Source organism: Nocardia jejuensis NBRC 103114, assembly GCF_001613145.1.
GTDB lineage: Bacteria > Actinomycetota > Actinomycetes > Mycobacteriales > Mycobacteriaceae > Nocardia > Nocardia jejuensis.
Window position 1 is genome coordinate 85,209 of the sequence record NZ_BDBU01000011.1, and the last position, 21,622, is coordinate 106,830.

Consider the following 21,622-nt stretch of genomic DNA (forward strand, 5'->3'; position numbering starts at 1 on the left):
CCGGTCTCGTGAAGCAGGTCTAGCTCAATCTCTATCCACCGACCAATATATGACGAATTCACCCGCAGTTTGCCCGATTTGGACGACATCCCAGTTCACACCCGTCGACACGCCACCCGAGCGACCGGTACGTACCCACTTCCCGCCACGAACCCCGAGGGCCGAAAGTCAGTCCGGCACATCCCAGAACGCCAATTCATGCCGCATACCGGACATAAAGAACCGTTCGGCACGATCTGGATCGACACCCGATTCGTCGAGCATCACCGCGACCCGTCGAGTCGATGCCGCGAACCCCGGATCCGAATACGTCTGCACCCATCGCCGATAGCGAGGTTCCCGCGGAAGATCCCGCGCCAGTAGCGATCCGAGCGTGCTGTACCCCCACATACACGGATACAACGCCGCCAGTCCATCGCCGTACGACTCCGCCGACTCCAACAGGAACTCCGTATACGCCCGGCACGGACCACCTTTCACCGCACCCGCCAGATCAACCCCGAACTCCCCCGCCAACCCCCGATGCAACGACAACTCCTCGTGAAACGTCGCATGAGCCAAATCCACCAGATCGCCCACATGCTCCGCCGGCGCCTGCCACGCCAATCGCGAGAACACCCGCACGTAATCGAGCAGGAACAGATAGTCCTGCTCCAGCCATGACCGAAATACCTCCTCCGCGAGATCCCCCCGCCCGATCCCCACCACCAGAGGGTGCCTCGACTGCTCCTGCACCAAGGGCAGACCCAACTCTTGCAAACGCGCGGCCAGACTCATCCCCCGAGTCAATCAGGTGAGACGATCCCGAGCTCCACGCACCTGGCGCGGGCACTCGAGCACCCCGCACCGGCGGACATCCGCGGCGTCACCGAAAGGTGAGTGAACCGTGTTCGAGCGGTGCGGGTGTTGCCGCGGGCCACGGCGTCGCGCCGGTTAGCGTCGTCGCATGGACTCCCTGGTCGAGCGGATAACCAGCATCGCCCCGGTCTGGATGCACGTCGTCGTCGGGGCACTGGTCTTCGCCGAGGAATCGATGATCTTCGGCCTGCTGGTGCCCGGCGACACCGCCGCCCTGCTGGCCGGGGTCGTCGCCGGGCAATGGCACGCGGGTCTGCCGATGACCTTGGTCCTGGTCATCGTGGCCGCGATCGCCGGGGCCAGCGTCGGCTACGGCTTCGGCCGCCACTACGGGACCAGGATGCTGCGGTGGGCGATGTTCGACCGGTACCGCGACAAACTCGACCGGACCGGGCAGTTCCTCGAACGCCACGGCAACTGGGCCATCGTGTTCGGCCGGTTCAGCACCTTCTTCCGGACGATGCTGCCGCACCTGGTCGGCATGTCGCCCATCTCCTACGGCCGCTTCCTGATCGTCACCACCGTGGGCGCCATCCTGTGGGGATCGACCCTGGTGACCGCGGGATACTTTGCGGGGCAATCGATTACGGCCTTGGCCCGGCAAGTCGACTCCGTGCTGGCGATCATCGTCCCGGTGGTGGCCCTGGCCGCGTTCGGTTATTGGAAATGGCGGCAGCGCCGCTCGGCCGCCCTGCCGCCGCCTGCCACGCCGTGAGCCGCGATCGGCCGAAGCGGCCCGGTCACAACGACCCTGAACTGCCGGAATTCGCGCCGCTGTTCCCGTTGCATCCCGTGGGATCGGGAGCGGGCGGCCGTCCGCCGCCGGAGGCGGGCAGGACGGTCACCGTGGCGGAGGTGCTCTTGCCGCCCATCGTCGCAGTGATGACGTGCGTACCGGCGACCTGCGGCGCCCAGCCGACGCTGGTCCCCACCGACGGTTTGCCCGAGGATCCGTACGACGACCAGCCCGGCACCCAGCGACCCGCGAAGCAGGTCCCGTTGTCGGTGAACACGATCTGCTGTCCGAGCAGCTGGTCTTCGGGCCAGTAGTCCACGCTGTACCACTTCCCCACCGTGTAGGTCGGGTCGGGCGATCCCGTGTGCACCTGGATCTCGAGCGCTGCGGACGCCGACGGCGCCGTCATCACCATCACCGCCGAGGTTGCCATCAAAGCCTGTGCGCCCCAGGCAATTCGACGCCCCGACTTACCGCGTGCACTCATCTTCCACTCCTGTTCGACAGCCCCGAAACGGCCGAGTCGGCGAACTCTAACGCCGACAAGCAGTGAAATGCGGAAGTTTCATAAAGCCGCGATGCCCGCAATTATCGGGGCTGGACCCGGGAAACAAGCGCCTCGCCCACTACTACCGGGTTCCGATATCCACGACTTCGGTACCCCTGACAGGGGCACCAAAGTGACTGAGAACAAACAATTTTCGATGATACGGTCCGGGCGTCGGTCCAGCTCGCCGACGCACCCGCGACGTCGATCACCAGGTGCGCCCCGGCTTCACGAAACGAGATCCCCCATGCTGCACACCCTCCGCACGCGCCGCGCCCTGGCCGCGCTCGCTCTTCTCACACCTCTCGGCGCGATGCTCACCGCCACTGCGCCCGCGCAGGCCGGGGCCACGACGTGGACCGTCACCAACTCCAATGCCGACGGCGCCTTCACGGCGGTGTCGGGGCAGGTCACCGTCAAGAACAAGGCCGGGACGACGCTGTTCACCTGCGCGAGTCTGACTTCGACGGGCAAGCTGGTCCCGGGCACCCGGACCGGTTCCGCTCTGGGCAGCATCGATACCACCGCGGCCACCACCTGCACCGGGCCCGAGGGCACGGTGTGGAACGCCACCGGCGTCATGATGGGCGACTCCGCTCTGGTCGGCAACAGCTACAACGCCGCGACCGGAACCAGCTCGATCACCAACGGCCCCAACAGCACATCGGTCAATATCGCCTTCACCAGCAGAGACACCGCGCACCAGTGCGCGTTCTTCACTCGCTCGACCGCGATGACCTACACCAACTCCACCGCCACGCTGAAGACCACCACGGCGGTGGTCAAGGTCGCCACCGCGAGCGGTTCCCCGACGTGTCAGGGACTGCTCACCCAGGGCGAGACGATCACCTTCGCCACCGAGTACGCCCTGAGCCCGGCCGTCAAGATCACCGCGTCCACGAACTGACCGGGCTGCTGCAACAGCCCTCCTGAGGCGCTGCCCCGTGAAGAAAAAGGGCCGGGCATCCGTTCGGATGCCCGGCCCTTTTCGGATGCGCGGTGTCAGAGACCCATGCCCTGGGCCAGCAGCGGCCAGGAGTCGTGCAGGGCCTGCTCCCAGTACGGCCAGTAGTGCGTGCCGACCGGGTTGAACTGGTAGGTGGCAGGAATCGAGAGGCCGTCGAGACGGCTCTTGAGGTTCGAGGTGCACCCGTTGACGGCGGCCTCGATGATCATGCCGAGGGCGAGGTTCATGCCGCCGGTGACGCCGGGCGCGCTGCCCAGGTAGTACTGCACGTCGTCCATGCCCGGGATGCCGCTGCCGCTGGAGACGTAGAGCAGCGTGCCGCGCAGCTTCTCGGCGTTGATCACCGGGTCGTTGGCGGCCCACAGCGGGCTGTCGTCGGGACCGTACATATTGGCGACCTTGCCGCCGGCCCAGGTCTCGGTGGCGAGCTTGACGAACTGCTTGCCCGCCGGATCCGCGATCTGCGCGCAACCGCTGTAGGCGGCGACGGACTTCCACAGTCCGGGCTTGGCCTCGGCCAGCTGCAGCACCGAGGTGCCGGAGGTGGACAGACCGGTCAGCGCGTTGAGACCGGTGGAGTGCAGCGACTCGTCCAGCAGCGGCGGAAGCTCCTCGGTGAAGAAGGTCTTCCACTTGTTGACGCCGAGGTTCGGGTCGGGGTTGATCCAGTCGGTGTAGTAGCTCCCGAGACCACCGATGGGCTGGATGACATTGACCGGCTTGTCGGCCAGCCATTCCAGCGCCTTGGTGCGGGCCTTCCAATTGGCGGTGCCCTCACCGCCGTCGAGGCCGTTGAGCATGTACAGGTTCGGAGCGGGCTGGGATTCGTCGGCCGGACGCTGCACGTCGACCGTGATCTCCTTCTCCATCGCCGCCGAGTACACCTTCAGATGCCAGGTGCGTCCGTCCTTGGAGATCGAGGTGATCGCCGAGGGTTTGTCCGGAGCGGCGGAGGAGGTACCACCGGGCAACGCCAGGAACATGGCGGCGGTGAGCGCGACAGCGGTGGTACGCAGGGCGAAGACGTTACGTAGTGCGGTGAGCTTCATCGAAACAGTCGGTTCCAGTCCACGGGCCGCCGTGGGCCTCGTCATCGTCGAAATGGTTGTGCGGCGGTCCATCGACCGCCCTGTCCTCCACGCTAGTCTGATCTTGGGGCAAATTCGTTACTCGACAGTCTCATTCACCGGTATTCCGGGCCCTCGTTCGCCTAGCGTGAGCGCAGTTGATGTCGAGAGGGGTCTTGATGCGAGCCGGGATGCTGACCGCTGCGGAACTCGTGCAGCAGGTGGACGCGGGAACGATCGACACGGTCCTGGTCGCGATGACCGATATGCAGGGCCGACTGCAGGGCAAGCGATGCTCCGCGAGATATTTCGTGCAGGAGGTCCTCGAGCACGCGACCGAGGCCTGCGACTACCTGCTGGCGGTGGACGTCGAGATGACGACCGTGGACGGCTACGAGATGTCCTCCTGGGATACCGGCTACGGCGATTTCGTGCTGAAACCCGATCTCGACACGCTGCGGCTGGTGCCGTGGCTGCCGGGCACCGCGCTGGTGCTGTGCGATGTGGAGCGGGTGGATCCGCACGGAACACCCGTGACCGCCTCCCCGCGACAGATCCTGCGCGGCCAGCTCGACCGCCTGGCCGAGCTCGGCCTGCACGCCTACGCCGGTACCGAACTCGAATTCCTGGTCTTCGACGACAGCTACGAATCGGCCTTTCGCGGCGGCTACCGCGAGCTGACCCCCGCCAACCAGTACAACGTCGACTATTCGATGCTCGGCACCGCCCGCGTCGAACCGCTGCTGCGCCGCATCCGCAACGAGATGTCCGGTGCGGGAATGTATGTCGAGTCGGCCAAGGGCGAGTGCAACCCCGGCCAGCACGAGATCGCGTTCCGCTACGACGAAGCGCTGATCACCTGCGACAACCACAGCATCTACAAGACCGGCGCCAAGGAGATCGCCGCCCAGGAGGGGCGCGCACTGACCTTCATGGCGAAATACAATGAGCGCGAGGGCAATTCGTGCCACATCCACCTGAGCCTGCGCAATGACGCGGGCGAGCCGGTCTTCCCCGGCGACGCGGCGGACGGCGGATCGCCCCTGATGCGGCACTTCCTGGCCGGACAGCTCGCCTGCCTGCGCGAGTTCACCTACCTGCTCGCCCCGAACATCAACTCCTACAAGCGCTTCCAGGCGGGCAGTTTCGCACCGACCGCGGTGGCGTGGGGGCGCGACAATCGCACCTGCGCGCTGCGCGTGGTCGGGCACGGTCCGGCGCTGAGGTTCGAGAACCGGGTTCCCGGCGGCGATGTGAATCCGTATCTGGCGGTGGCCGCCACCATCGCGGCCGGATTGCACGGCGTGCAGCAGGAGCTCGAGTTGGAACCCGAATTCCAGGGCAACGCCTACCTGTCCGATCGTCCCCGGGTGCCGCGCACGCTCCGTGACGCGGCGCAGCTGTTCGGCGAGAGCACGATCGCGCGGCAGGCGTTCGGGCAGGACGTGGTCGCGCACTACCGCAACGCGGCGCGGGTGGAGATCGACGCCTACGATGCCGCCGTGACCGATTGGGAGCGGATGCGTGGCTTCGAACGACTCTGAGCACGCCCGGCGCCCCCTGATCGGCCTGCCCACCTACTCCGAACCCACCCGGTTCGGCGTCTGGGATGTCGAGAGCGCGGTCCTGCCGCGCGGCTACGTCGACATGACCGACGCGGCCGGCGGTATCCCGGTCCTGTTGCCGCCCACCGGAACCGCGCGCCCGGAACTCCTCGAGCGCCTGGACGGCCTGGTCCTGACCGGCGGCGCGGACATCGACCCCGCCCGCTACGGGGCCGAGCGCGACCCCGCCACCGGCGGCACCCGGCCCGATCGGGACGAGTTCGAATTCGGCCTGTTCGCGCTCGCCCGCGACGCGGGCATGCCGGTGCTGGCGGTGTGCCGCGGCCTGCAACTGGTGAACGTCGCCCTGGGCGGCACGCTGCTGCAGCATCTTCCGGACGTGCTCGGCCACACCGAGCACGCGCACACCCCCGGCGCGTTCGGCGTCACCACCGTCCGCACGACGCCCGGCAGCCGGGTGGCCGAGATCGCCGGGGCGCGAATACACGCGCACTGCCACCATCATCAGGCGATCGACACACTCGCACCCGGTCTGCTCGCCACCGCGCACGCGCAGGACGGCACCGTCGAGGCGGTGGAGACCGGCTCCGGCCCGTTCCTGCTCGGCGTGCAATGGCATCCGGAGGCGAACGCCACCGATCACGGGCTGATGCGCGCACTGGTCGAGCAGGCGGCACTATACGGGGAAGCACGGACGGCGACAGCGGAAAGGAAGCGTGACAGGTGACAACCACCCAGGTGATCAACCCCGCGACCGAACAGGTCGTGGCCACCGTGTCGCAGGCCGACGAGGCCGCGACCGACGCCGCCATCGCGCGGGCGCAGCGGGCGGCACCGGGCTGGCGCGATCTCGCACCGGGCGACCGGGCGCGCCTGCTGCGGCGGTTCGCCGAGGCGGTGGACGCCGATCTGGAGAACCTGGCGCAGCTCGAGGTGCGCAATGCCGGGCACACCATCGGCAATGCCCGCTGGGAGGCGGGCAACGTCCGTGATGTGCTGCACTACAGCGCCGGACTGCCGGAGCGGCTGCTGGGCAGTCAGATTCCGGTCGCCGGGGGTGTGAACATCACCTTCTGCGAGCCGCTCGGGGTGGTCGGCATCATCGTGCCGTGGAACTTCCCGATGCCGATCGCGGCCTGGGGTTTCGGCCCGGCCCTCGCGGCCGGGAACACCGTGGTGCTCAAACCCGCCGACCTCACCCCGCTGACCGCGATCCGTCTGGGTGAACTGGCATTGCGGGCGGGGTTGCCCGAGAACGTCTTTCAGGTGATCCCGGGCCGTGGCTCGGTGGTCGGCGCGCGCTTCGTCACCCATCCCGGCGTGCGCAAGGTGGTGTTCACCGGCTCCACCGAGGTCGGCAAGGGCATCATGGCCGGGTGCGCCGAGCAGGTGAAGCGGGTGACGCTCGAGCTGGGCGGCAAGAGCGCCAATATCGTGTTCGCCGACGCGGATATCGAGAAGGCCGCGGCCACCGCCCCCTACGGCGTGTTCGACAATGCCGGGCAGGACTGCTGCGCACGTTCCCGGATCCTGGTGCAGCGCAGCGTGTTCGACCGCTTCCTGGAGTTGCTGGAACCGGCCGTGCAGGGGGTGAAGGTCGGAGATCCCGCCGACGAGGGAACCGAGATGGGCCCGCTCATCTCCGCCGCGCACCGTGAACGGGTCGCCGCCTACGTGGAGCCCTCCACCAAGGTGGCCTTCACCGGCTCCCGCCCCGAGGGTCCCGGCTTCTGGTATCCGCCGACGGTCGTGCTGCCCTCGGGCCCCGCGGATCGGGTGCTCGTCGAGGAGGTGTTCGGCCCGGTCGTGGCGGTGCTGCCGTTCGAGGACGAGGCCGATGCCCTGCGCATCGCGAACGACACCGAGTTCGGTCTGTCGGGCTCCGTCTGGACCTCGAACGTGGGTCGCGCGCTGCGGGTGGCCCGCGGCGTGGAGGCCGGGAACCTGTCGGTGAATTCGCACTCCTCCGTGCGGTATTGGACGCCGTTCGGCGGATACAAACAGTCCGGCCTCGGCCGCGAACTCGGGCCCGACGCCGCCCGCGCCTTCACCGAGACCAAGAACGTCTTCATCGCCACCGATCAATGACCGAACCATCAGATCGAAGGAGATATGTTGCAGCGCTTACAGGATCGAGTAGCGGTCGTCACCGGTGGCGGCAGCGGCATCGGCCTCGCCACCGTGCGGCGCTTCGCGCAGGAGGGCGCGAAGGTCGTCGTCGCCGATATCGACCCCGCCTCCGGTGAGGCCGCGGCCACCGAGGTCGGCGGCCTGTACGTCAAGGTGGACGTCACCGACGAGGCACAGGTCCGCGCGATGTTCCAGACGGCCGTGGACACCTACGGCGGGCTCGACATCGCGTTCAACAACGCGGGAATCTCACCGCCGGACGATGATTCGATCCTCACCACCGGGATCGACGCCTGGCGGCGGGTGCAGGAGGTCAACCTGACCTCGGTGTATCTGTGCAGCAAGTACGCCATCGAGCACATGCTCGTGCGCGGCAAGGGCTCGGTGATCAACACCGCGTCGTTCGTGGCGGTCATGGGCGCGGCGACCTCGCAGATCTCCTACACCGCCTCCAAGGGCGGCGTGCTGGCGATGAGCCGCGAACTCGGCGTGCAGTTCGCGCGCGAGGGCATCCGGGTCAACGCGCTGTGCCCCGGCCCGGTGAACACTCCCCTGCTGCGGGAACTGTTCGCCAAGGATCCCGAGCGCGCCGCGCGCCGCCTGGTGCACATTCCCACCGGCCGGTTCGCCGAGCCGGAGGAAATCGCCGCTGCCGTGGCGTTTCTCGCCAGCGACGATTCCTCCTTCATCACCGCCTCGCAGTTCCTGGTCGACGGTGGCATCTCCGGCGCCTACGTGACTCCGCTCTAGGGACTGCTCAGGACCCGGCCACGGGGGCTTGTTCGGCCTCCGGTGGTTCGGCCACGGTCCGCTTCGGCCCGGTGAACCAGCGCCGGGCCGAGGCGAACCACCAGACGGCGATCGCGCCCACCACACCGACGAGGGTGATCGGGGCGTAATTGACCGTGTTCCAGCTGAATTCGTCGTTCCACGGATAGCCGCGATCATCGGTCGGCAGGATGAACAGCAGGCTGATGAACACGATCCACAGCAGCGCGATGATCCCGATCGGACGATACGAACGGCCCAATTGCCAAGGGCCGGTGCGGAATCGACTGCCGTGCAGCTGCCGCAGCAGGATCGGAATGCCGTAGGCGATGTACAGCCCGATCGTCGCCACCGAGGTCGCCGCAGCATACGCGGTCGGGGCATTGGCCTCGGGCACCAGCATCGACGGAATCAGCAGCACGAACGCGAAGACCGAGATGAACAGCACCGCGTTCACCGGCACCTTGCGCGGGGAAAGCTTCGACCACAGCGCCGATCCCGGCACCGCGCCGTCCCGCGAGAACGCGAAGAGCATGCGCGAGGCGGACGTGACCGAGGCGTATCCGCAGAACAGCTGGGCGACCGCGGCGATGATCAGCAGCAGTCCGGACCAGAACGAGTTCAGCGAGTTCTCCAGGATGTAGATCACCGGATAGCCGCTGTTCTTGGTCGGGTCCAGGGCATCGTCCAGATTCGGAATCGCGAAGGTGACCGCCATGATCAGCAGATATCCGGCGATGGCCGAGGCGATGATCGTATTGATGATGCCCTTGGCCGCGGTGCGCGAGGCGTCGTGCGTCTCCTCGGACATGTGCGCCGAGGCGTCGTACCCGGTGAACGTGTACTGCGCGTGCAACAGGCCGAGCAGGAAGCTGAACGCCACGCCACCGAATCCGACCGCGCTGTTGTCGACGGTCTCGGTGAACACGAATCCGACGCTCTGATGGTGCTCGGCGCCGATTCCCAGCACCAGCACGAACAGCGCCACACCGCCCACGTGCCACCACGCGGAAATATTGTTGATGACCGCCGAGAGATGCGGGCCGATCGCGTTCAGGACCGCGTGCAGAATCAGAATGGCGGCGAAGACGAAGAAGATCGCGGTGCGATCGGTGCCGATATCGAGGCCGATGACGTTCAGCACCACGGTGGTGAAGATCGCCGCGCCGTAGTCGATCGCGGCGGTGACCGCGATCTGCCCGATCAGGTTGAACCAGCCGGTGAACCAGCCCCAGATCGGTCCGCCCAGCTCCGCGGCCCACCAGTACAGGCCACCGGAAGTCGGGTAGGCCGAGGCCAATTCGGCCATCGCGAGTCCGACGAAGAGCACCATGATCGAGACCAGCGGCCAGCCCCACGCCATGGTGATCGGCCCGCCGTTGGCCAGACCGATGCCGTAGCTGGCCAGACCGCCGGTCAGGATGGAGACGATGGTGAAACTGATGGCGAAGTTGGAGAATCCGGACCACGATCGGGCCAGTTCCTGTTTATAGCCGAGCTCCGCGAGCCGGCGTTCATCATCGGATCGATCCTGGATTTCGCTCATACTTGCTCCCGCGTGTAAACGCCGCCCTCACACGGCGTTTGCCAGAAGATCAGTGTGAGGTAAACCAAGGTCAACCGCAGCGCAACCCGGCAAATCCGACCGGTCGGCGCGCGTGTCGACCTCGACGCCCGCGAAAGCGAGCCTCAGCCGACGTGCCAGCTGAAGTGGTAGCCGGTATTGAAATTGGCGTCGATCGTCTCGCGGATATAGCGCGCCGATTCGACGATGACCTGACCGTCGGTCTTGGTGCCGATCAGGATTCCGAGGAAATCACCGTCGCCCGCGGTCGGCCGGAATACGACTCCGCCGGAATCGCCTCTGGCGCTGGGGAAGTCGGCCACCAGATAGTTGGTCGCCGATTTGGTGATGGCTCCGCAGACGGTCCCGGAGGCATAGCCGGTGTGGCACACCGACTCACCGACTCGATACGCCGATTCCGCCGAATCGATTCCGGCCCGGACCGTCAGCTTCCCGGTGAGCCGGATGAGCGCGAATCCGAGATTGTCGGTATTGGTGTCGTCGCCGAAGGTCTCGGCGAAGAAACCGATCTTGTCGCCCCGATCATCGGAGACATAGGCGTTGGGTTCCGCGCAGTGCGCGGCGGTCACGGCGTATTTCTGGCCACCGATCTCGCCGGTCGCGCCGACCGTGCAAATTCGATTTCCGGCCTGAATCGTCATTCCCGGGTAGACCAGGATCTGCCGCGCGTTCGCCGTGCTCGGGGACGCGGCCATGAAGGTCACCGCGATCACCGCCGCACCGAGAATCGTCGATGCCTTGGCACGGTAGAACTGATCGAGCACAACTTCCCCCGGTGGATCCGCGAGGCGGCCGAATACGCCGCCGCCGGGCACGGTATCACGGGCGCTGGATCACCACGGTTGATCGACCCTTCGAGGTGGGGAGCGGTGGGTCTGGGACATGCCGAGAGCCTGGGCGACGGGGCTCAGATCGTATGCGGTTTCAGCGTGTTCGGTCTCGTCGATGCCCTCGAGTTCGGCGGTTTCCCCGACACGGAAACCGATGATCAGGTCGATGAGTTTGGCCAGCAGATAGGTGGCGGCGAAGGAGTAGACCAGGACCGCGCCCGCGGCGATCGCCTGGCGTTGCACCTGGGTCCAGCCGCCGCCGTAGAGCAGTCCGTCACCGCCGGCGGGATTCACCGCGGCGTCAGCGAAGACTCCGACCAGCAGGGTGCCCACCAGGCCGCCGAACAGGTGCACGCCGACCACGTCGAGCGAATCGTCGAGTCCGAAGAAGAACTTCATCCCGACCGCCAGGGCGCACACGATTCCCGCCGCGATACCGATGGCCAGGGCGCCGATGGTGTCCACGAACCCGCACGCCGGGGTGATCGCGACCAGTCCGGCGACCGCGCCCGAGGCCGCGCCCAGGGTGGTGGGTTTCCCGTCGCGCAGCTGCTCCACCACGATCCAGGCCAGCAGCGCCGCCCCGGTGGCGACGGTGGTGTTGGTGAAGGCCAGTGCCGCGAGATCGTTTGCGGCCAAAGCCGATCCGGCATTGAAGCCGTACCAGCCGAACCACAGCAGTGCCGCGCCCAACAACGTGAAGGGCACATTGTGCGGCCGCGGAATGCTCTTGGGCCAGCCCAGGCGCTGGCGCAGCACCAGCGCCATCGCGAGCCCGGCCGCACCGGCGTTGATGTGCACCGCGGTGCCGCCCGCGAAGTCGAATGCCTTCAGGTTGTTCACGATCCAGCCGCCGACCTCCGCCGAGACGCCGTCCGCATCGGTTCCGGTGAAGCCGGTGGCGTGGAAAACCCAGTGCGCCACCGGGAAATACACCACCGAGCACCAGCCGACCGCGAAAAGCAGCCACGGCCAGAATCTCGTGCGCTCCGCGATGGAGCCCGAGATCAGGGCCGTGGTGATGACGGCGAACATGAGCTGGAACATGGCGAACGCCATCGTCGGAATCTGATGGCCCGCGGGTCCGGCCATGGTGCCGTGCGTATCGCGCAACAGCACATGCGAGGTGTCGCCGATCAGACCGTGGAAGGCGTCGTCACCGAAGGCTTCGCTGTAGCCGTAGAGCACCCACAGTGTGCTCACCACGCCCAGCATCACGAAGTTCATCATCAGCATGTTCAGCACGCTCTTCGCACCGACCATGCCGCCGTAGAAGAAGGCCAGCCCCGGCGTCATCAACATCACCAGGGCGGCGGCGGCGAGCACCCACGCCGTATCTCCCGAATTCACTGTCGTACCTCTATCTCGCACGGTGTCGCGTGAAGCATCGAGAGAGGCTGTTTCGCCGGCGATTTCACCGTGTTTCGACTGGATGAATTCGATTTCAATCTGGAAGTGATCATTGCCAGATATCGTCGAGGTGGCAGCGTTGCCGACGGAGGGAGCCCGGGGTCATGAGCGACCGTCCCGCCTTCGGCGACTACGAGAACTACCAACGCTATTGGACCCACCTGCTCCGAGAAGCCCTGGGCCCCAACCCCACCGCCTACACCACCCCCTCCCCACCCACCGTCACCGAACCCCACCGATAGTCCACAGACCCGCCAGAACCGCCACTCCTCCCCGCCCCACTCCCGCCCGTCAGACCACCACCAACCCCGGAATCACCTCGGCGCGACACCAATCAGGCTCACTCACGTATCAGCCTGCCTGCCACGCCGTTTCAGGGCCGCGCGGATGAGCGCTCGCGCCGCCTCGCCGGTCACGGATTGACCGGCGAGGATATCGAAAGCTCGCAGGTACAACGTAATTTCGCGGGGCTGAGTGATAGTCAGTTTGGCGGTCGAGCCTTCTTCGGCGACCAGTCGCCTGTCGTACACGACGAAGTTGTTGAACAGCACTCGTGCTTCAGCGGTCAATGGGACGATGCCGAGGGTGACTCGGGGCAGGCTTCCGGCTGTCAGCAGGCGGTCGAGCTGACCGATCATCACTCGATCGTCACCCACGGTCGTGTAGAGGGCCGCTTCTCCGATGAGGAAGTGGAATCGTTTGTCCCGCTTGTACAGGGCCTGCTGGCGCTCCATCCGTGCAGCGACCGCCTGATCGATGTCACCGGGAAGTTGATAGAACTCACCGACCCGTCGCAGAATCGCCTCGGCGTATTCCGGGGTCTGCAACAGTCCCGTCACTATCACCGGCTGATAGTTGCGCACGGCCTGAGCCGCAGCCTCGATCTTCTTGATCCGCTGCTGCCCGGACGTGAGACTGGAGCCGAGTAACCGCTTCCACTCGATATACGCCGAATCGACCGCGTGCAGAGTCGCCAACAGGTCATCGAGCTGATTCTCCGCATTCGAGTGCCTGCAGTACGCACGGACTACCGCGTCCGAGGCGTGCAGTTTCCCGAACTCGTACTTGGACACTTTGGACTCGTGCCAACCTTCGAGGCGAGCAAGCTCTCGGCCGGATATGCCTGCACGCCTGCGGATCTCCCGAAGGCGCTTGCCGAGAGCCTGCCGCGCTTGCTGGACCGAGTCGGTCACCGCGAAGATATCGTTCGCTCGTACTCCAGCAAGGGGATCGCCTGAGGCCAGAGGTGATCCCGTACGCCCCGGCAGTAATCCACGATCCGGGTGTCCATCGTGACCGCAACGCCACCGACCGATCGGCCGTCTCGATCCGAGAGAGTGAACGCGACACGTCGATCGTCCAGCAACCAGAAATCATCCGATGGAACGTCCCCGGCAAGGTGCCGGGGAAGGTACCGAATAGCCTCGCCGGCTTCGGCATTCAACGCCGCCAACGACAACAGCCATCGGTGGTAATCGGTGTGAGGCTCGGTGATGACGCGAACACGGCTCACCGTCACCTCATGTCGACCGAGGTCCGAGACCAGTTCGGCCCAGTCGCTGAACCACGCTCTGAGGTCGAAGGGCTCGTTGTTCAAGAACCGCTGGAAGGGCTCGGATTCGCCCGGCACACCGTAGGAATCGCGGACTTCCAGCCGGAAGACCTCGTGTCGACACTCTCGCAGTAGGTCACGAGTCTGCCGGAACTCCACCGAAATATGTCCTCTCTCCTCTGGGCACCTCGACCGCCACCTCGTAGCTTTCCAGGGTCAGTTGATCCAGGGTCGCGACGTCGACGATCGGCGTGCCGACGAGTGTGAATGTCCCCCTGCCGGTGTCAGTGAGCGGTACCCCGAGATACGTACGGGGCTCGGCGAATCCAGTGAGCAGGTGTGGGATCTCGACCTCGTTCGGGTTGTCGGTCCTCCACCCTTGAACGATGAAGGTGTCCCCGTCGGTGGCAAAGAGCGACGGGCAATCATCCTTGCCGGATCCGCCTTTGCCGAGCAGTCGCAAACGCATGGTCATGCCTCCTGTTGAGGGATATGCCAACTCTTGCCGAACACTATTCAGGGTGACAGAACCGCATCTCAGCTGCCAGCAGTAGAAACAATTTTGGAAAGTATTGGCACACAGGTGGGTGTGCCGCCGCGACGTTCGTAACTTCGATGCCAGGCGCTCGGAGGAGGTATGGCTTCTCCGGCCCGACCCGTCAGCACAGGAGGCGAGATGTCGAGGCGCACACGGCTCGCAGAGTTCCCGGGCGGACTGTTGGAATTCGAGGACTACTACGACCAGTCAGACTCTCCAGGGGTCCACCTGGAGCAGCCCCCACCTTGCCCGCGAGCCCGCGACTACACCAAGGAAGACATGATGCGTTGGAAGCCAGCGTGTTTGGGTTATCTCCGGATCGACATATCCGGCTCCGAGATACTGCGCGATCAGAGCCGGATACGCGCGCTCGCCGATCGACTCGGCTACGATTTCGCCGATTTCGTCCTGTATGACCCGAGATTCGGCCGGCCGCCCTTGGCTCGACTGAAAGCCCAAGCCACTCGCCTGGCCGCAGAAGCCGTCATCGTCCCGGGAGCAGAACACTTCGCCGGTGGTCGGGTACCGGAGTCGCTGGTGAGGCAACTCGATGTGATCACCGTGAACCCTGAAGAGACGTATGCCCGATACGCGATACCTCGGGATACGGACGCACCGCCCGCGACCGCAGGGGAAAGCTGACCAGTGCGAGAGGGCGGCGGGCCGAGTTCCCGGCTTCGACCTCACACCTTGCGCAGGCGGGTGATGGCTTCCTGGAGGGTGGGGTCTTGTTTGCAGTAGGCGAAGCGGATGAGGGTGTTCCAGTGGGGGCGGTCGGCCAGGGCGGAGACGGGGATGGCGGAGACGCCCAGGTGGGTGGGGGAATCGTGACAGAAGGCGGCGGCGTCGGTGGTGATGTCGGCGCAGAGGAAGTAGCCGCCCTGGCTGCGTTTGACGTCGAACCCGCAGTCGCGCAGGGCATTCGAGAAGTAGAGGTATTTGCGGTGCAGGGCGGTGCGGTTGGCGGCTGTCCACGCCTGCTCGTGCTCGAGGGCGTAGGCGATGGCGGGCTGGAAGGGCGCCGGGGGGACGAAGCTGAGGTATTGGCGGGCGGCGTGGACGGCGCCGATGAGGTGGGGTGGGCCCAGGGCCCAGCCGATGCGCCAACCGGTGACGTTGAAGGTCTTGGCGGCGCCGGAGACGACGATCGTGCGCTCGCGCATGCCGGGCAGGGAGGCGATCGAGAGGTGGCGGGCCGGGTCGAAGACCAGATGCTCGTACACCTCGTCACTCAGAACCAGAATTTCTCTCGCACAGGCCAATTCGGCCATCGCGGCGAGGACTTCGCGGGGGAACACGGTCCCCGTCGGATTGTGCGGCGAGTTGACCACCAGCAGTCGCGTACGCGGGGTGATCGCGCGGCGGAGTTCGTCGAGGTCGAGAGTGAATCCCGCGCCGTCGGGAATCATGGCCACGGTGCGGCGCACCGCCCCGGCCAACGCGATCGCGGCGGTGTAGGAGTCGTAGAACGGCTCGATGACGACCACCTCGTCGCCCGGCTCCACCAGAGCCAGGACGGCGGCGGTGAGCGCCTCGGTCGCGCCGGCGGTGACCACGACCTCCGACTCGGGGTCGTAACAATCGCCGGTGCGTGGCGCGCGATCCGCCACGATCGCCGACCGCAACGACGGCAGACCGGTCGACGGCGAATACTGGTTCATCCCACCGGATATCGCGTCGCGCGCCACCTCGAGCATGGCCGCGGGCCCCTCGTAGTCCGGAAAGCCCTGACCGAGATCGATCGCCCCGTGCACCAGCGCCAGTCGCGACGCCTCCCCGAAAAGCGAGGAGGTGTGCGGCCGGAGCCGCCGCACGAGAGCGTCACTCGTCTCGGCGGGCACGGATATCGTTCTCTCGGTGGGCAATCGGTTCACTCCGGGATGGGCGGCGAGGGCGGGAAGGTAACGGGCAGGGCGGTCAGCGCACGGTGGAAAGGCCCTGGGCGCCAGGTCAATCCGTTCACCGGGACCGCCAGCTTCATCTCCGGTAGCGCGTCCAGCAGGTGATCGACCGATTCCTGCGCGATGAGATACGCGATCGCGTTGGCCGGGCAGGCGTGCGGCCCGGTGCCGAAGGCGAGGTGCGAGCGGTTTCCGGCCAACTGCCCGGAGCGGATATCGGGATCGGTATTGCACGCGGCCATGCTGATCAGCACCGGCTGATGCGCCGGCAACCAGCAGTCCTCCAGGAAGATGGTCTGCCGCGGAAAACTGATGCAGAAGTTGGCCATCGGCGGATCGTCGAACAACACCTCGTCCAGCGCTTCGCGAGTGGACAGACTCCCGCCCAGCACGCTCCCGCCGAACCGATCATCGGCGAGCATGAGCAGCAGCGTGTTGACGATCAGATTCTGTTGCGGCTCGATGCCCGCGCCGTACAGGGTCGCCAGCTGGTGCAGCATCTCGACATCGGTGAGTCCGGCCGGATGCGCCAGCATGCGCGTGGTGACGTCGTCCCCGGGATGCGTGCGCTTGTACTGGGCCAGGCCCAGCAGCGCCTCGGCGAGCATCGCGTTGCCGCGCTCGGCGTCCACACCCTCGAAAATGGCGGCCATTCCCTGCGCCGCCTGTCCGGCGAGTTCGGCGGGACAGCCGAGCAGATGGTTCAGCACATTGAAGGCGAGCGGAAAAGCGTAGTCCCGCACCAGATCCGCCGATCCGGACCCGCAGATCGAATTGATCAGCGGTATCGCGGTGCGTTCGACCGTGGTCTGCAGTGCGTATTGGTCGACTCCCACCAGACCCGCGATATTGCTCTGCCGATAGCGCGCGTGCTCGGTTCCGGAATTGCGCAGCGCATTCGGCCGCCACTCCATCATCGGCAGCACCGGGCAATCGGAGGCCACGCCTTCCTGCCACACCCGGGGATCGGCCGGGAATCGATCCGGATCGTTGAAAATGCGCACCGCCGTGCGATATCCGATCACCAGCGTGGCCGGCACACCCGGCGCCAGGTCGACCGGCGCGAGCGACCCGAATTTCTCGCGCATCTCCCGGTAGGCCCGATGCGGGTCCGCGGCGAATTCCGGCGTGTACATGGGCACGCGCGGCCCGGAATCGAACGGTGCGGTCTGGCTGGTACGAGCGGACACTGACTCTGACATCCGATGAACTCCCCGCGGTGAACAACTCCCACACACCGCCACAGAACACCGCACATCCCGGACGCGGAACGACGGCCACCCTACAGAGATGTGCAGTCCTGTGCGCACCTATTGCGCGGACGGTGTCTTTTCGAGGCGGACCGGCACGGTATTGCGGGGAACCGGCGCGTCGAATTGGTCATTCGTCCGGGAAAGCGGGAATCGGTACAACCACACCGCCGCCGCCGCGAACAACGCGAGCGTCAGCCAGATATACGCGTTGTGATCGACCAGGGACCACGGCGCCCGGTTCGGGAAATCGAAGACGCTGCCGTAGTGCAGCCCGACCAGATCGAACACCCCGCCGGAGGCGACCAGGAACGCGAGCAGCAATCCCGCCACCGTCACCACCGAGCGACGGCGGATCGCCAGATCGGCCAGGCAGATCAGCAGCGCCGCCAGCCACACCCAGTGATGCACCCAGCTGTACGGCGAGACGACCGTGCTGGTCAGCCCGCACAGCGCCACAGCGGGCAGCTCACGCCCGGTCGCGGACAACCGCCGGGCCAGCAGCAGGCATACCGCGGTGATCGCCGCGGCGGCCGCCAGCCACAGCAATTGACTGACCGCACCCGAGCCGACGGAGCGCGCGATCATGCCTCGCAGCGATTCGTTCTGCGGATTCTCCGGCACCCCCACCCGCGCCGGATCGGCGAACGCGCCGCTCCAGAAGGTCAGCGAATCCTTCGGCAGCACGGCCAGACCCATCACCATGGTGACCACCAGCGCCCCGATCGCGGTGCGCGCGGCCCGGAATCGGCGCGTCACCAGCAGATAGAGCACGAAGAACACCGGAGTCAGCTTGATGCCCGCCGCGATTCCGGTCAGCACACCCTTGAACCGCGACGAATCTGGCAGCGCCATATCGATCAGCACGAGCAGCAGCAACAGCAGATTGACCTGACCGAAGGCCATCGTCTCGCGCACCGGTTCGCACACCAGCAGCAGTGCGGCGATCGCCGGTCCCAGCACCAGCGTGCGCCGATCGCGCCGGTAGCCCAGGACCGAGAGCGCCGCCCAGGCCGATCCGGTCAGCAGCGCGAAATTGCCCAGCGCGCCGACCCAGGTGAACGCGGTGCCGTGAATCGCCGCCAGCGGCACGAACAGCACCGCCGCGAAGGGCGTGTACACGAACTCCCAGACCCCACGCGTCGAACCGCGCAGCGGGGTGTCGTACACCGAGACGCCGTGAGCCACCCGGTCCGCCGCGATCTGATAGACGCCCAGGTCGACCATGTGCAGCATCGCGCGCGGCCCGGCCAGCACCTGCCCGAGGTAGTACCAGCCCGCCAGCGCCCCCAGCAGCGAGACGCCCCAGACCACCGCCGACGGAATCGTGCGCCCCTGTGGCGGAACCTGTTTCGTCCCCGCCACCTGCTCGACCGTCGACACCGCCATGCTCACCTCGCGAATTCCGGCTTCTCGATTGCCCGAACCACCGTAGTGACCGCAGCCGAGGATCGCCAGGCGAGGCGAATCGGGAGGCCGCCCGCCGAGCCCGGATCGAGCGATCACGACTAGCCCATCCGATGATCGTGAGCAAGATCCGGGAGCGAATCTGCTGCCTTGTCGCTGGATCGGGGGCCGCACGCAGGGCTGATACGGCGAATTATTATGAAAGCCCCCTCGACAAAACCCCCGCCTTCGCACCGTACGGTGATATTTTTCATGGTGGGGGCCGACAAGAAATACAGTACTTCGCGCATCGAGGAGATGGCGTGTTCAGGGTTGTGAAAAATTCCGCCGCGAGGATTTGCGGGGTAATTCTGGGAATGGCCGCGGGCGTGTTCGGAGTGAGTACCGCTCACGCCGACGACGGTTCCGGTCCGGCGGTGGTCGGTTCCGGTCCGGCAGTGGTCGGCGATACGGCGTATTTCGCGCTGGGCGAGTGGAACTGCTCCATCGATGCGGGCGGCACGGTGGGCTGCGATCTCCCGATCCCGGCGTCCTTCATGGCGGTGTTGTACGCCGGAATGTCGGTGCCGTTCCCGAATGTTCCCGCCATCGTCATCGATTCGTCCGCGTGGCCCGCACATCCCCAGTGGAACTCGAACGGCAGTCATACGCTGCCCGGCGGAAACCCTGCCCTGCAACCGGTCTCACGCGTGAATTATCACGACCCGCAATACTCCGTCACCCATGCCGGGGCCACCTGCCAGATCACCTTCAACGGCACGGCGGTGTGCACTTCCATGGGGCATGGGTTCAGTCAATGGGGACCAGAGCCGCACGGCTACTGATCCCCATGAATCACCTGTTATCGGTACCAGACGCCGGAATCCCAGTCGCCGTAGTCCCAGACGTTGAAATCGTAGCGATTGTGCGCCCCTCCGAAGAGGTAACCCCACCAGCCTGCGGAGGTATCGCAGATCTGGTCGTCATGGTTGCACACGGTCAACACCGGGAAGCCACCGAACCAATCATCGACTCCCGCAAGCGGATAGCCGATGATGCCACTGCCCGGGGTCGAAGCCAGGCCACCCCAGCCGGGCCCCGCGACACGCTTGGGATCCGCCAGCAGAATGGCATTGGCATTGTCGGCATCCTGATGCGCGGTGACCCACGCGTGCAGGATGCCCGCACCCTCACTGTGCCCGATCAGTCGAATGTGGTCACCGGGACACTGGTCGCGATGCGACCAGAACAGCCGGTTGAGTTCGTTCAACCCCGACATCGGGTCGAGGGAGTTGTATCCCATGGGCTGATCCACGAAGGCGACGAAAACCGATGAACTGTTATCGCCTAGTCCGCCGATACCGATGGCCCAGTCGCCAGTACAGACATCAGCGTGAGCCTTCGGACTTGTCGCGTATGTAATGGAGAGGAGGGCGGCCAGCAGTAATGCGGCGAAGAGCGCCGTTGCTCTACGCATGGTCGTACTTTCTTGCTGTGGTGTAACTCCGGGGCGTGCCCGGCTGAGCTCGGTGTACCCAGGAATTGCTGGCGTTCTTGATTTCTGGCGAAACAGTTACAACGGCCGTCATTTCCTACGCCGGAACGCAATGTCCGAGACCGGCTTCCGAAATCGGTCTTCAGCTGCCCGGACAACTCCGCGCCCACCCTCCGCGGCGACGCTCGCGAAACCCGCTGGCCCCGCGCGCGACTCGTATAACCGAACATTCGCGCCGCCTCGCACGCGGGGGTTGTCGCGATCGGTGTCCGACCCCGCCTGCATGATGGTCAGATGTTCCCCACCGAGCAGCTGGCACAGGCAGACCGTCGTCCCGCCCTGATCGACACGCCGCTGGGCATCGTCGGGTTCGCCGTCGCACTCGGCGGCGAGACGCTACCGGCCGGACCGGATTCGGTGTGGGTGCTGCCCAGCGGCGCGCGCCTGCATCGATGGCAGCACCGCGGCGCCACGGTCGATCTGCTGATCGGCAATATTCACGTACCCGCCTGGGACGGCGGCGCGCCGGTCACCACCTGGGCCGCGATCTGGCAGGTGACGGCCCGGGCAGCCGTCCCCGGTCTGAGATTCTCGGCCGAGATGACCGATCTGCCCGCCGGTGCGTCCGGCGGCGCCGACCCCGGCGAATGCCTGGCCGCAGTCAGCGTGGAGAACGATCACTTCGCGGTGTCGATCGGCGGACCGGACTCCGAGCTGCTGGCCCTGCAGGCCGCGGACGGCCGCCTGCTGCCCGGGGACTGGGCCGATGTGCTGCCGCCCTACGAGAACGACTCCTCCGAATACGGTGTGCGCTACGGGGATCCGGCGAGCATCGCCTGGCAGCTGCCGGCGCTGGCGGCGGGCGAGGCGGTCCGCGTGTGCATCGCGACCGCATGGTGCCCCCGTGACGACGAGCGCCCCGCGGCCTGGTTCGGGGTGGATCTGCCCCTCGATACCGCCTATCTCGCGCTCACCGCCGATCCGACCGACGCACTGCCCGATTGATCCGATTCCCGTACAGGACGATCGGCGATCGG

At 66.2% G+C, this 21,622-nt stretch carries 24 protein-coding genes; 11 read left to right on the plus strand and 13 right to left on the minus strand.

The features are described 5' to 3' along the window. Positions 1-168: 168 nt before the first annotated feature. Positions 169-777 (minus strand): TenA family protein, encoded by a 609-nt coding sequence (locus NJ1_RS08825; protein ID WP_067690054.1) that lies wholly within the window; start codon positions 775-777, stop codon positions 169-171. A gap of 169 nt (positions 778-946) precedes the next feature. Between NJ1_RS08825 and NJ1_RS08830 the strand changes: the two genes are divergently transcribed. Continuing rightward, on the plus strand, positions 947-1,573 hold the full coding sequence (locus NJ1_RS08830; protein ID WP_067690057.1) for a DedA family protein: 627 nt from the start codon (positions 947-949) through the stop codon (positions 1,571-1,573). A gap of 25 nt (positions 1,574-1,598) precedes the next feature. On the opposite strand, the gene NJ1_RS08835 is transcribed toward NJ1_RS08830, so the two are convergent. Further along, a complete protein-coding gene (locus NJ1_RS08835) occupies positions 1,599-2,081 on the minus strand; it encodes a hypothetical protein (RefSeq protein WP_157573844.1) in 483 nt (160 codons plus the stop codon). A 307-nt stretch (positions 2,082-2,388) separates the two neighbouring features. Between NJ1_RS08835 and NJ1_RS08840 the strand changes: the two genes are divergently transcribed. Then, positions 2,389-3,048: a hypothetical protein gene (locus tag NJ1_RS08840; protein ID WP_067690063.1), complete on the plus strand. Its 660-nt coding sequence runs from the start codon at positions 2,389-2,391 to the stop codon at positions 3,046-3,048. A gap of 95 nt (positions 3,049-3,143) precedes the next feature. Here NJ1_RS08840 and NJ1_RS08845 read toward each other — a convergent pair whose 3' ends face one another. Continuing rightward, positions 3,144-4,157 carry an alpha/beta hydrolase gene (locus NJ1_RS08845; protein ID WP_067690066.1) on the minus strand — a complete coding sequence of 338 codons (1,014 nt, stop codon included), beginning with the start codon at positions 4,155-4,157 and terminating at the stop codon, positions 3,144-3,146. 197 nt (positions 4,158-4,354) lie between these two features. Between NJ1_RS08845 and NJ1_RS08850 the strand changes: the two genes are divergently transcribed. From NJ1_RS08850 to NJ1_RS08865, 4 genes are read left to right on the plus strand one after another with little or no spacing between them, the layout of a single operon-like run. Next, entirely contained in the window at positions 4,355-5,719 is a 1,365-nt protein-coding gene (locus tag NJ1_RS08850; RefSeq protein ID WP_067690068.1) for a glutamine synthetase family protein, read from the plus strand. After that, complete coding sequence (locus tag NJ1_RS08855) at positions 5,700-6,467, plus strand: gamma-glutamyl-gamma-aminobutyrate hydrolase family protein (RefSeq protein ID WP_067690071.1); 768 nt, start codon at positions 5,700-5,702, stop codon at positions 6,465-6,467. The genes NJ1_RS08850 and NJ1_RS08855 overlap by 20 nt, the downstream gene beginning before the upstream one ends. Then, the gene (locus NJ1_RS08860; protein ID WP_067690074.1) at positions 6,464-7,828 is read left to right on the plus strand and encodes an aldehyde dehydrogenase family protein; all 1,365 of its coding nucleotides are present in this window, start codon (positions 6,464-6,466) and stop codon (positions 7,826-7,828) included. Before NJ1_RS08855 ends, NJ1_RS08860 begins: the two co-directional genes overlap by 4 nt. A 24-nt stretch (positions 7,829-7,852) precedes the next feature. After that, positions 7,853-8,620 (plus strand): 3-oxoacyl-ACP reductase, encoded by a 768-nt coding sequence (locus tag NJ1_RS08865; protein ID WP_067690077.1) that lies wholly within the window; start codon positions 7,853-7,855, stop codon positions 8,618-8,620. 7 nt (positions 8,621-8,627) lie between these two features. Here NJ1_RS08865 and NJ1_RS08870 read toward each other — a convergent pair whose 3' ends face one another. From NJ1_RS08870 to NJ1_RS08880, 3 genes are all read right to left on the minus strand, one after another. Further along, entirely contained in the window at positions 8,628-10,184 is a 1,557-nt protein-coding gene (locus NJ1_RS08870) for an amino acid permease (protein WP_067690079.1), read from the minus strand. Positions 10,185-10,327: 143 nt separating this feature from the next. Continuing rightward, positions 10,328-10,987, minus strand: coding sequence for a chymotrypsin family serine protease (locus NJ1_RS08875; RefSeq protein WP_157573845.1), 660 nt, complete (start codon positions 10,985-10,987; stop codon positions 10,328-10,330). 69 nt (positions 10,988-11,056) lie between these two features. Further along, positions 11,057-12,403, minus strand: coding sequence for an ammonium transporter (locus tag NJ1_RS08880; RefSeq protein ID WP_218025154.1), 1,347 nt, complete (start codon positions 12,401-12,403; stop codon positions 11,057-11,059). A 164-nt stretch (positions 12,404-12,567) separates the two neighbouring features. On the opposite strand from NJ1_RS08880, the gene NJ1_RS38865 reads away from it, so the two are divergent. Continuing rightward, positions 12,568-12,705, plus strand: coding sequence for a hypothetical protein (locus tag NJ1_RS38865; protein ID WP_157573846.1), 138 nt, complete (start codon positions 12,568-12,570; stop codon positions 12,703-12,705). 102 nt (positions 12,706-12,807) lie between these two features. Here NJ1_RS38865 and NJ1_RS08885 read toward each other — a convergent pair whose 3' ends face one another. Further along, positions 12,808-13,602, minus strand: a complete 795-nt coding sequence (locus NJ1_RS08885; protein WP_067690218.1) for a helix-turn-helix domain-containing protein — start codon at positions 13,600-13,602, stop codon at positions 12,808-12,810. Between NJ1_RS08885 and NJ1_RS40400 the strand changes: the two genes are divergently transcribed. Then, positions 13,546-13,701 (plus strand): hypothetical protein, encoded by a 156-nt coding sequence (locus tag NJ1_RS40400; protein WP_245717295.1) that lies wholly within the window; start codon positions 13,546-13,548, stop codon positions 13,699-13,701. The genes NJ1_RS08885 and NJ1_RS40400 overlap by 57 nt on opposite strands. Here NJ1_RS40400 and NJ1_RS08890 read toward each other — a convergent pair. Next, positions 13,653-14,174, minus strand: a complete 522-nt coding sequence (locus NJ1_RS08890) for a DUF6879 family protein (RefSeq protein ID WP_339380955.1) — start codon at positions 14,172-14,174, stop codon at positions 13,653-13,655. The genes NJ1_RS40400 and NJ1_RS08890 overlap by 49 nt on opposite strands. Next, positions 14,152-14,484: a hypothetical protein gene (locus NJ1_RS08895; RefSeq protein WP_067690221.1), complete on the minus strand. Its 333-nt coding sequence runs from the start codon at positions 14,482-14,484 to the stop codon at positions 14,152-14,154. The genes NJ1_RS08890 and NJ1_RS08895 overlap by 23 nt, the downstream gene beginning before the upstream one ends. A 207-nt stretch (positions 14,485-14,691) precedes the next feature. On the opposite strand from NJ1_RS08895, the gene NJ1_RS08900 reads away from it, so the two are divergent. Next, on the plus strand, positions 14,692-15,195 hold the full coding sequence (locus tag NJ1_RS08900; RefSeq protein ID WP_245717293.1) for a hypothetical protein: 504 nt from the start codon (positions 14,692-14,694) through the stop codon (positions 15,193-15,195). Positions 15,196-15,236: 41 nt separating this feature from the next. Here the strand turns inward: NJ1_RS08900 and NJ1_RS08905 are convergent, their stop codons facing one another. From NJ1_RS08905 to NJ1_RS08915, 3 genes are all read right to left on the minus strand, one after another. Continuing rightward, positions 15,237-16,394, minus strand: a complete 1,158-nt coding sequence (locus NJ1_RS08905; RefSeq protein WP_084477899.1) for an aminotransferase class I/II-fold pyridoxal phosphate-dependent enzyme — start codon at positions 16,392-16,394, stop codon at positions 15,237-15,239. 29 nt (positions 16,395-16,423) lie between these two features. After that, positions 16,424-17,656, minus strand: a complete 1,233-nt coding sequence (locus NJ1_RS08910) for a cytochrome P450 family protein (protein WP_067690107.1) — start codon at positions 17,654-17,656, stop codon at positions 16,424-16,426. A 108-nt stretch (positions 17,657-17,764) separates the two neighbouring features. After that, a complete protein-coding gene (locus NJ1_RS08915) occupies positions 17,765-19,210 on the minus strand; it encodes a glycosyltransferase 87 family protein (protein WP_067690110.1) in 1,446 nt (481 codons plus the stop codon). A gap of 20 nt (positions 19,211-19,230) precedes the next feature. Here NJ1_RS08915 and NJ1_RS08920 point away from each other — a divergent pair, with 20 nt between their 5' ends. Further along, positions 19,231-19,935 carry a hypothetical protein gene (locus NJ1_RS08920; protein ID WP_157573848.1) on the plus strand — a complete coding sequence of 235 codons (705 nt, stop codon included), beginning with the start codon at positions 19,231-19,233 and terminating at the stop codon, positions 19,933-19,935. Between the two features lie 17 nt (positions 19,936-19,952). Here the strand turns inward: NJ1_RS08920 and NJ1_RS08925 are convergent, their stop codons facing one another. After that, positions 19,953-20,567 (minus strand): cutinase family protein, encoded by a 615-nt coding sequence (locus NJ1_RS08925; RefSeq protein WP_067690116.1) that lies wholly within the window; start codon positions 20,565-20,567, stop codon positions 19,953-19,955. 312 nt (positions 20,568-20,879) lie between these two features. Between NJ1_RS08925 and NJ1_RS08930 the strand changes: the two genes are divergently transcribed. Next, on the plus strand, positions 20,880-21,590 hold the full coding sequence (locus tag NJ1_RS08930; protein WP_067690119.1) for a hypothetical protein: 711 nt from the start codon (positions 20,880-20,882) through the stop codon (positions 21,588-21,590). Positions 21,591-21,622 lie beyond the last annotated feature (32 nt).

What these genes read in the sequence shown, in the direction of transcription:
- NJ1_RS38865 (WP_157573846.1), top strand. Translation starts at nt 12,568, where the DNA reads ATGAGCGACCGTCCCGCCTTCGGCGACTACGAGAACTACCAACGCTAT.
- NJ1_RS08835 (WP_157573844.1), bottom strand. Translation starts at nt 2,081, where the DNA reads ATGAGTGCACGCGGTAAGTCGGGGCGTCGAATTGCCTGGGGCGCACAG.
- NJ1_RS08850 (WP_067690068.1), top strand. Translation starts at nt 4,355, where the DNA reads ATGCGAGCCGGGATGCTGACCGCTGCGGAACTCGTGCAGCAGGTGGAC.
- NJ1_RS08900 (WP_245717293.1), top strand. Translation starts at nt 14,692, where the DNA reads ATGTCGAGGCGCACACGGCTCGCAGAGTTCCCGGGCGGACTGTTGGAA.
- NJ1_RS08840 (WP_067690063.1), top strand. Translation starts at nt 2,389, where the DNA reads ATGCTGCACACCCTCCGCACGCGCCGCGCCCTGGCCGCGCTCGCTCTT.
- NJ1_RS08830 (WP_067690057.1), top strand. Translation starts at nt 947, where the DNA reads ATGGACTCCCTGGTCGAGCGGATAACCAGCATCGCCCCGGTCTGGATG.
- NJ1_RS08930 (WP_067690119.1), top strand. Translation starts at nt 20,880, where the DNA reads ATGTTCCCCACCGAGCAGCTGGCACAGGCAGACCGTCGTCCCGCCCTG.
- NJ1_RS08870 (WP_067690079.1), bottom strand. Translation starts at nt 10,184, where the DNA reads ATGAGCGAAATCCAGGATCGATCCGATGATGAACGCCGGCTCGCGGAG.
- NJ1_RS08825 (WP_067690054.1), bottom strand. Translation starts at nt 777, where the DNA reads ATGAGTCTGGCCGCGCGTTTGCAAGAGTTGGGTCTGCCCTTGGTGCAG.
- NJ1_RS08895 (WP_067690221.1), bottom strand. Translation starts at nt 14,484, where the DNA reads ATGCGTTTGCGACTGCTCGGCAAAGGCGGATCCGGCAAGGATGATTGC.
- NJ1_RS08910 (WP_067690107.1), bottom strand. Translation starts at nt 17,656, where the DNA reads ATGTCAGAGTCAGTGTCCGCTCGTACCAGCCAGACCGCACCGTTCGAT.
- NJ1_RS08845 (WP_067690066.1), bottom strand. Translation starts at nt 4,157, where the DNA reads ATGAAGCTCACCGCACTACGTAACGTCTTCGCCCTGCGTACCACCGCT.
- NJ1_RS08865 (WP_067690077.1), top strand. Translation starts at nt 7,853, where the DNA reads ATGTTGCAGCGCTTACAGGATCGAGTAGCGGTCGTCACCGGTGGCGGC.
- NJ1_RS08925 (WP_067690116.1), bottom strand. Translation starts at nt 20,567, where the DNA reads ATGCGTAGAGCAACGGCGCTCTTCGCCGCATTACTGCTGGCCGCCCTC.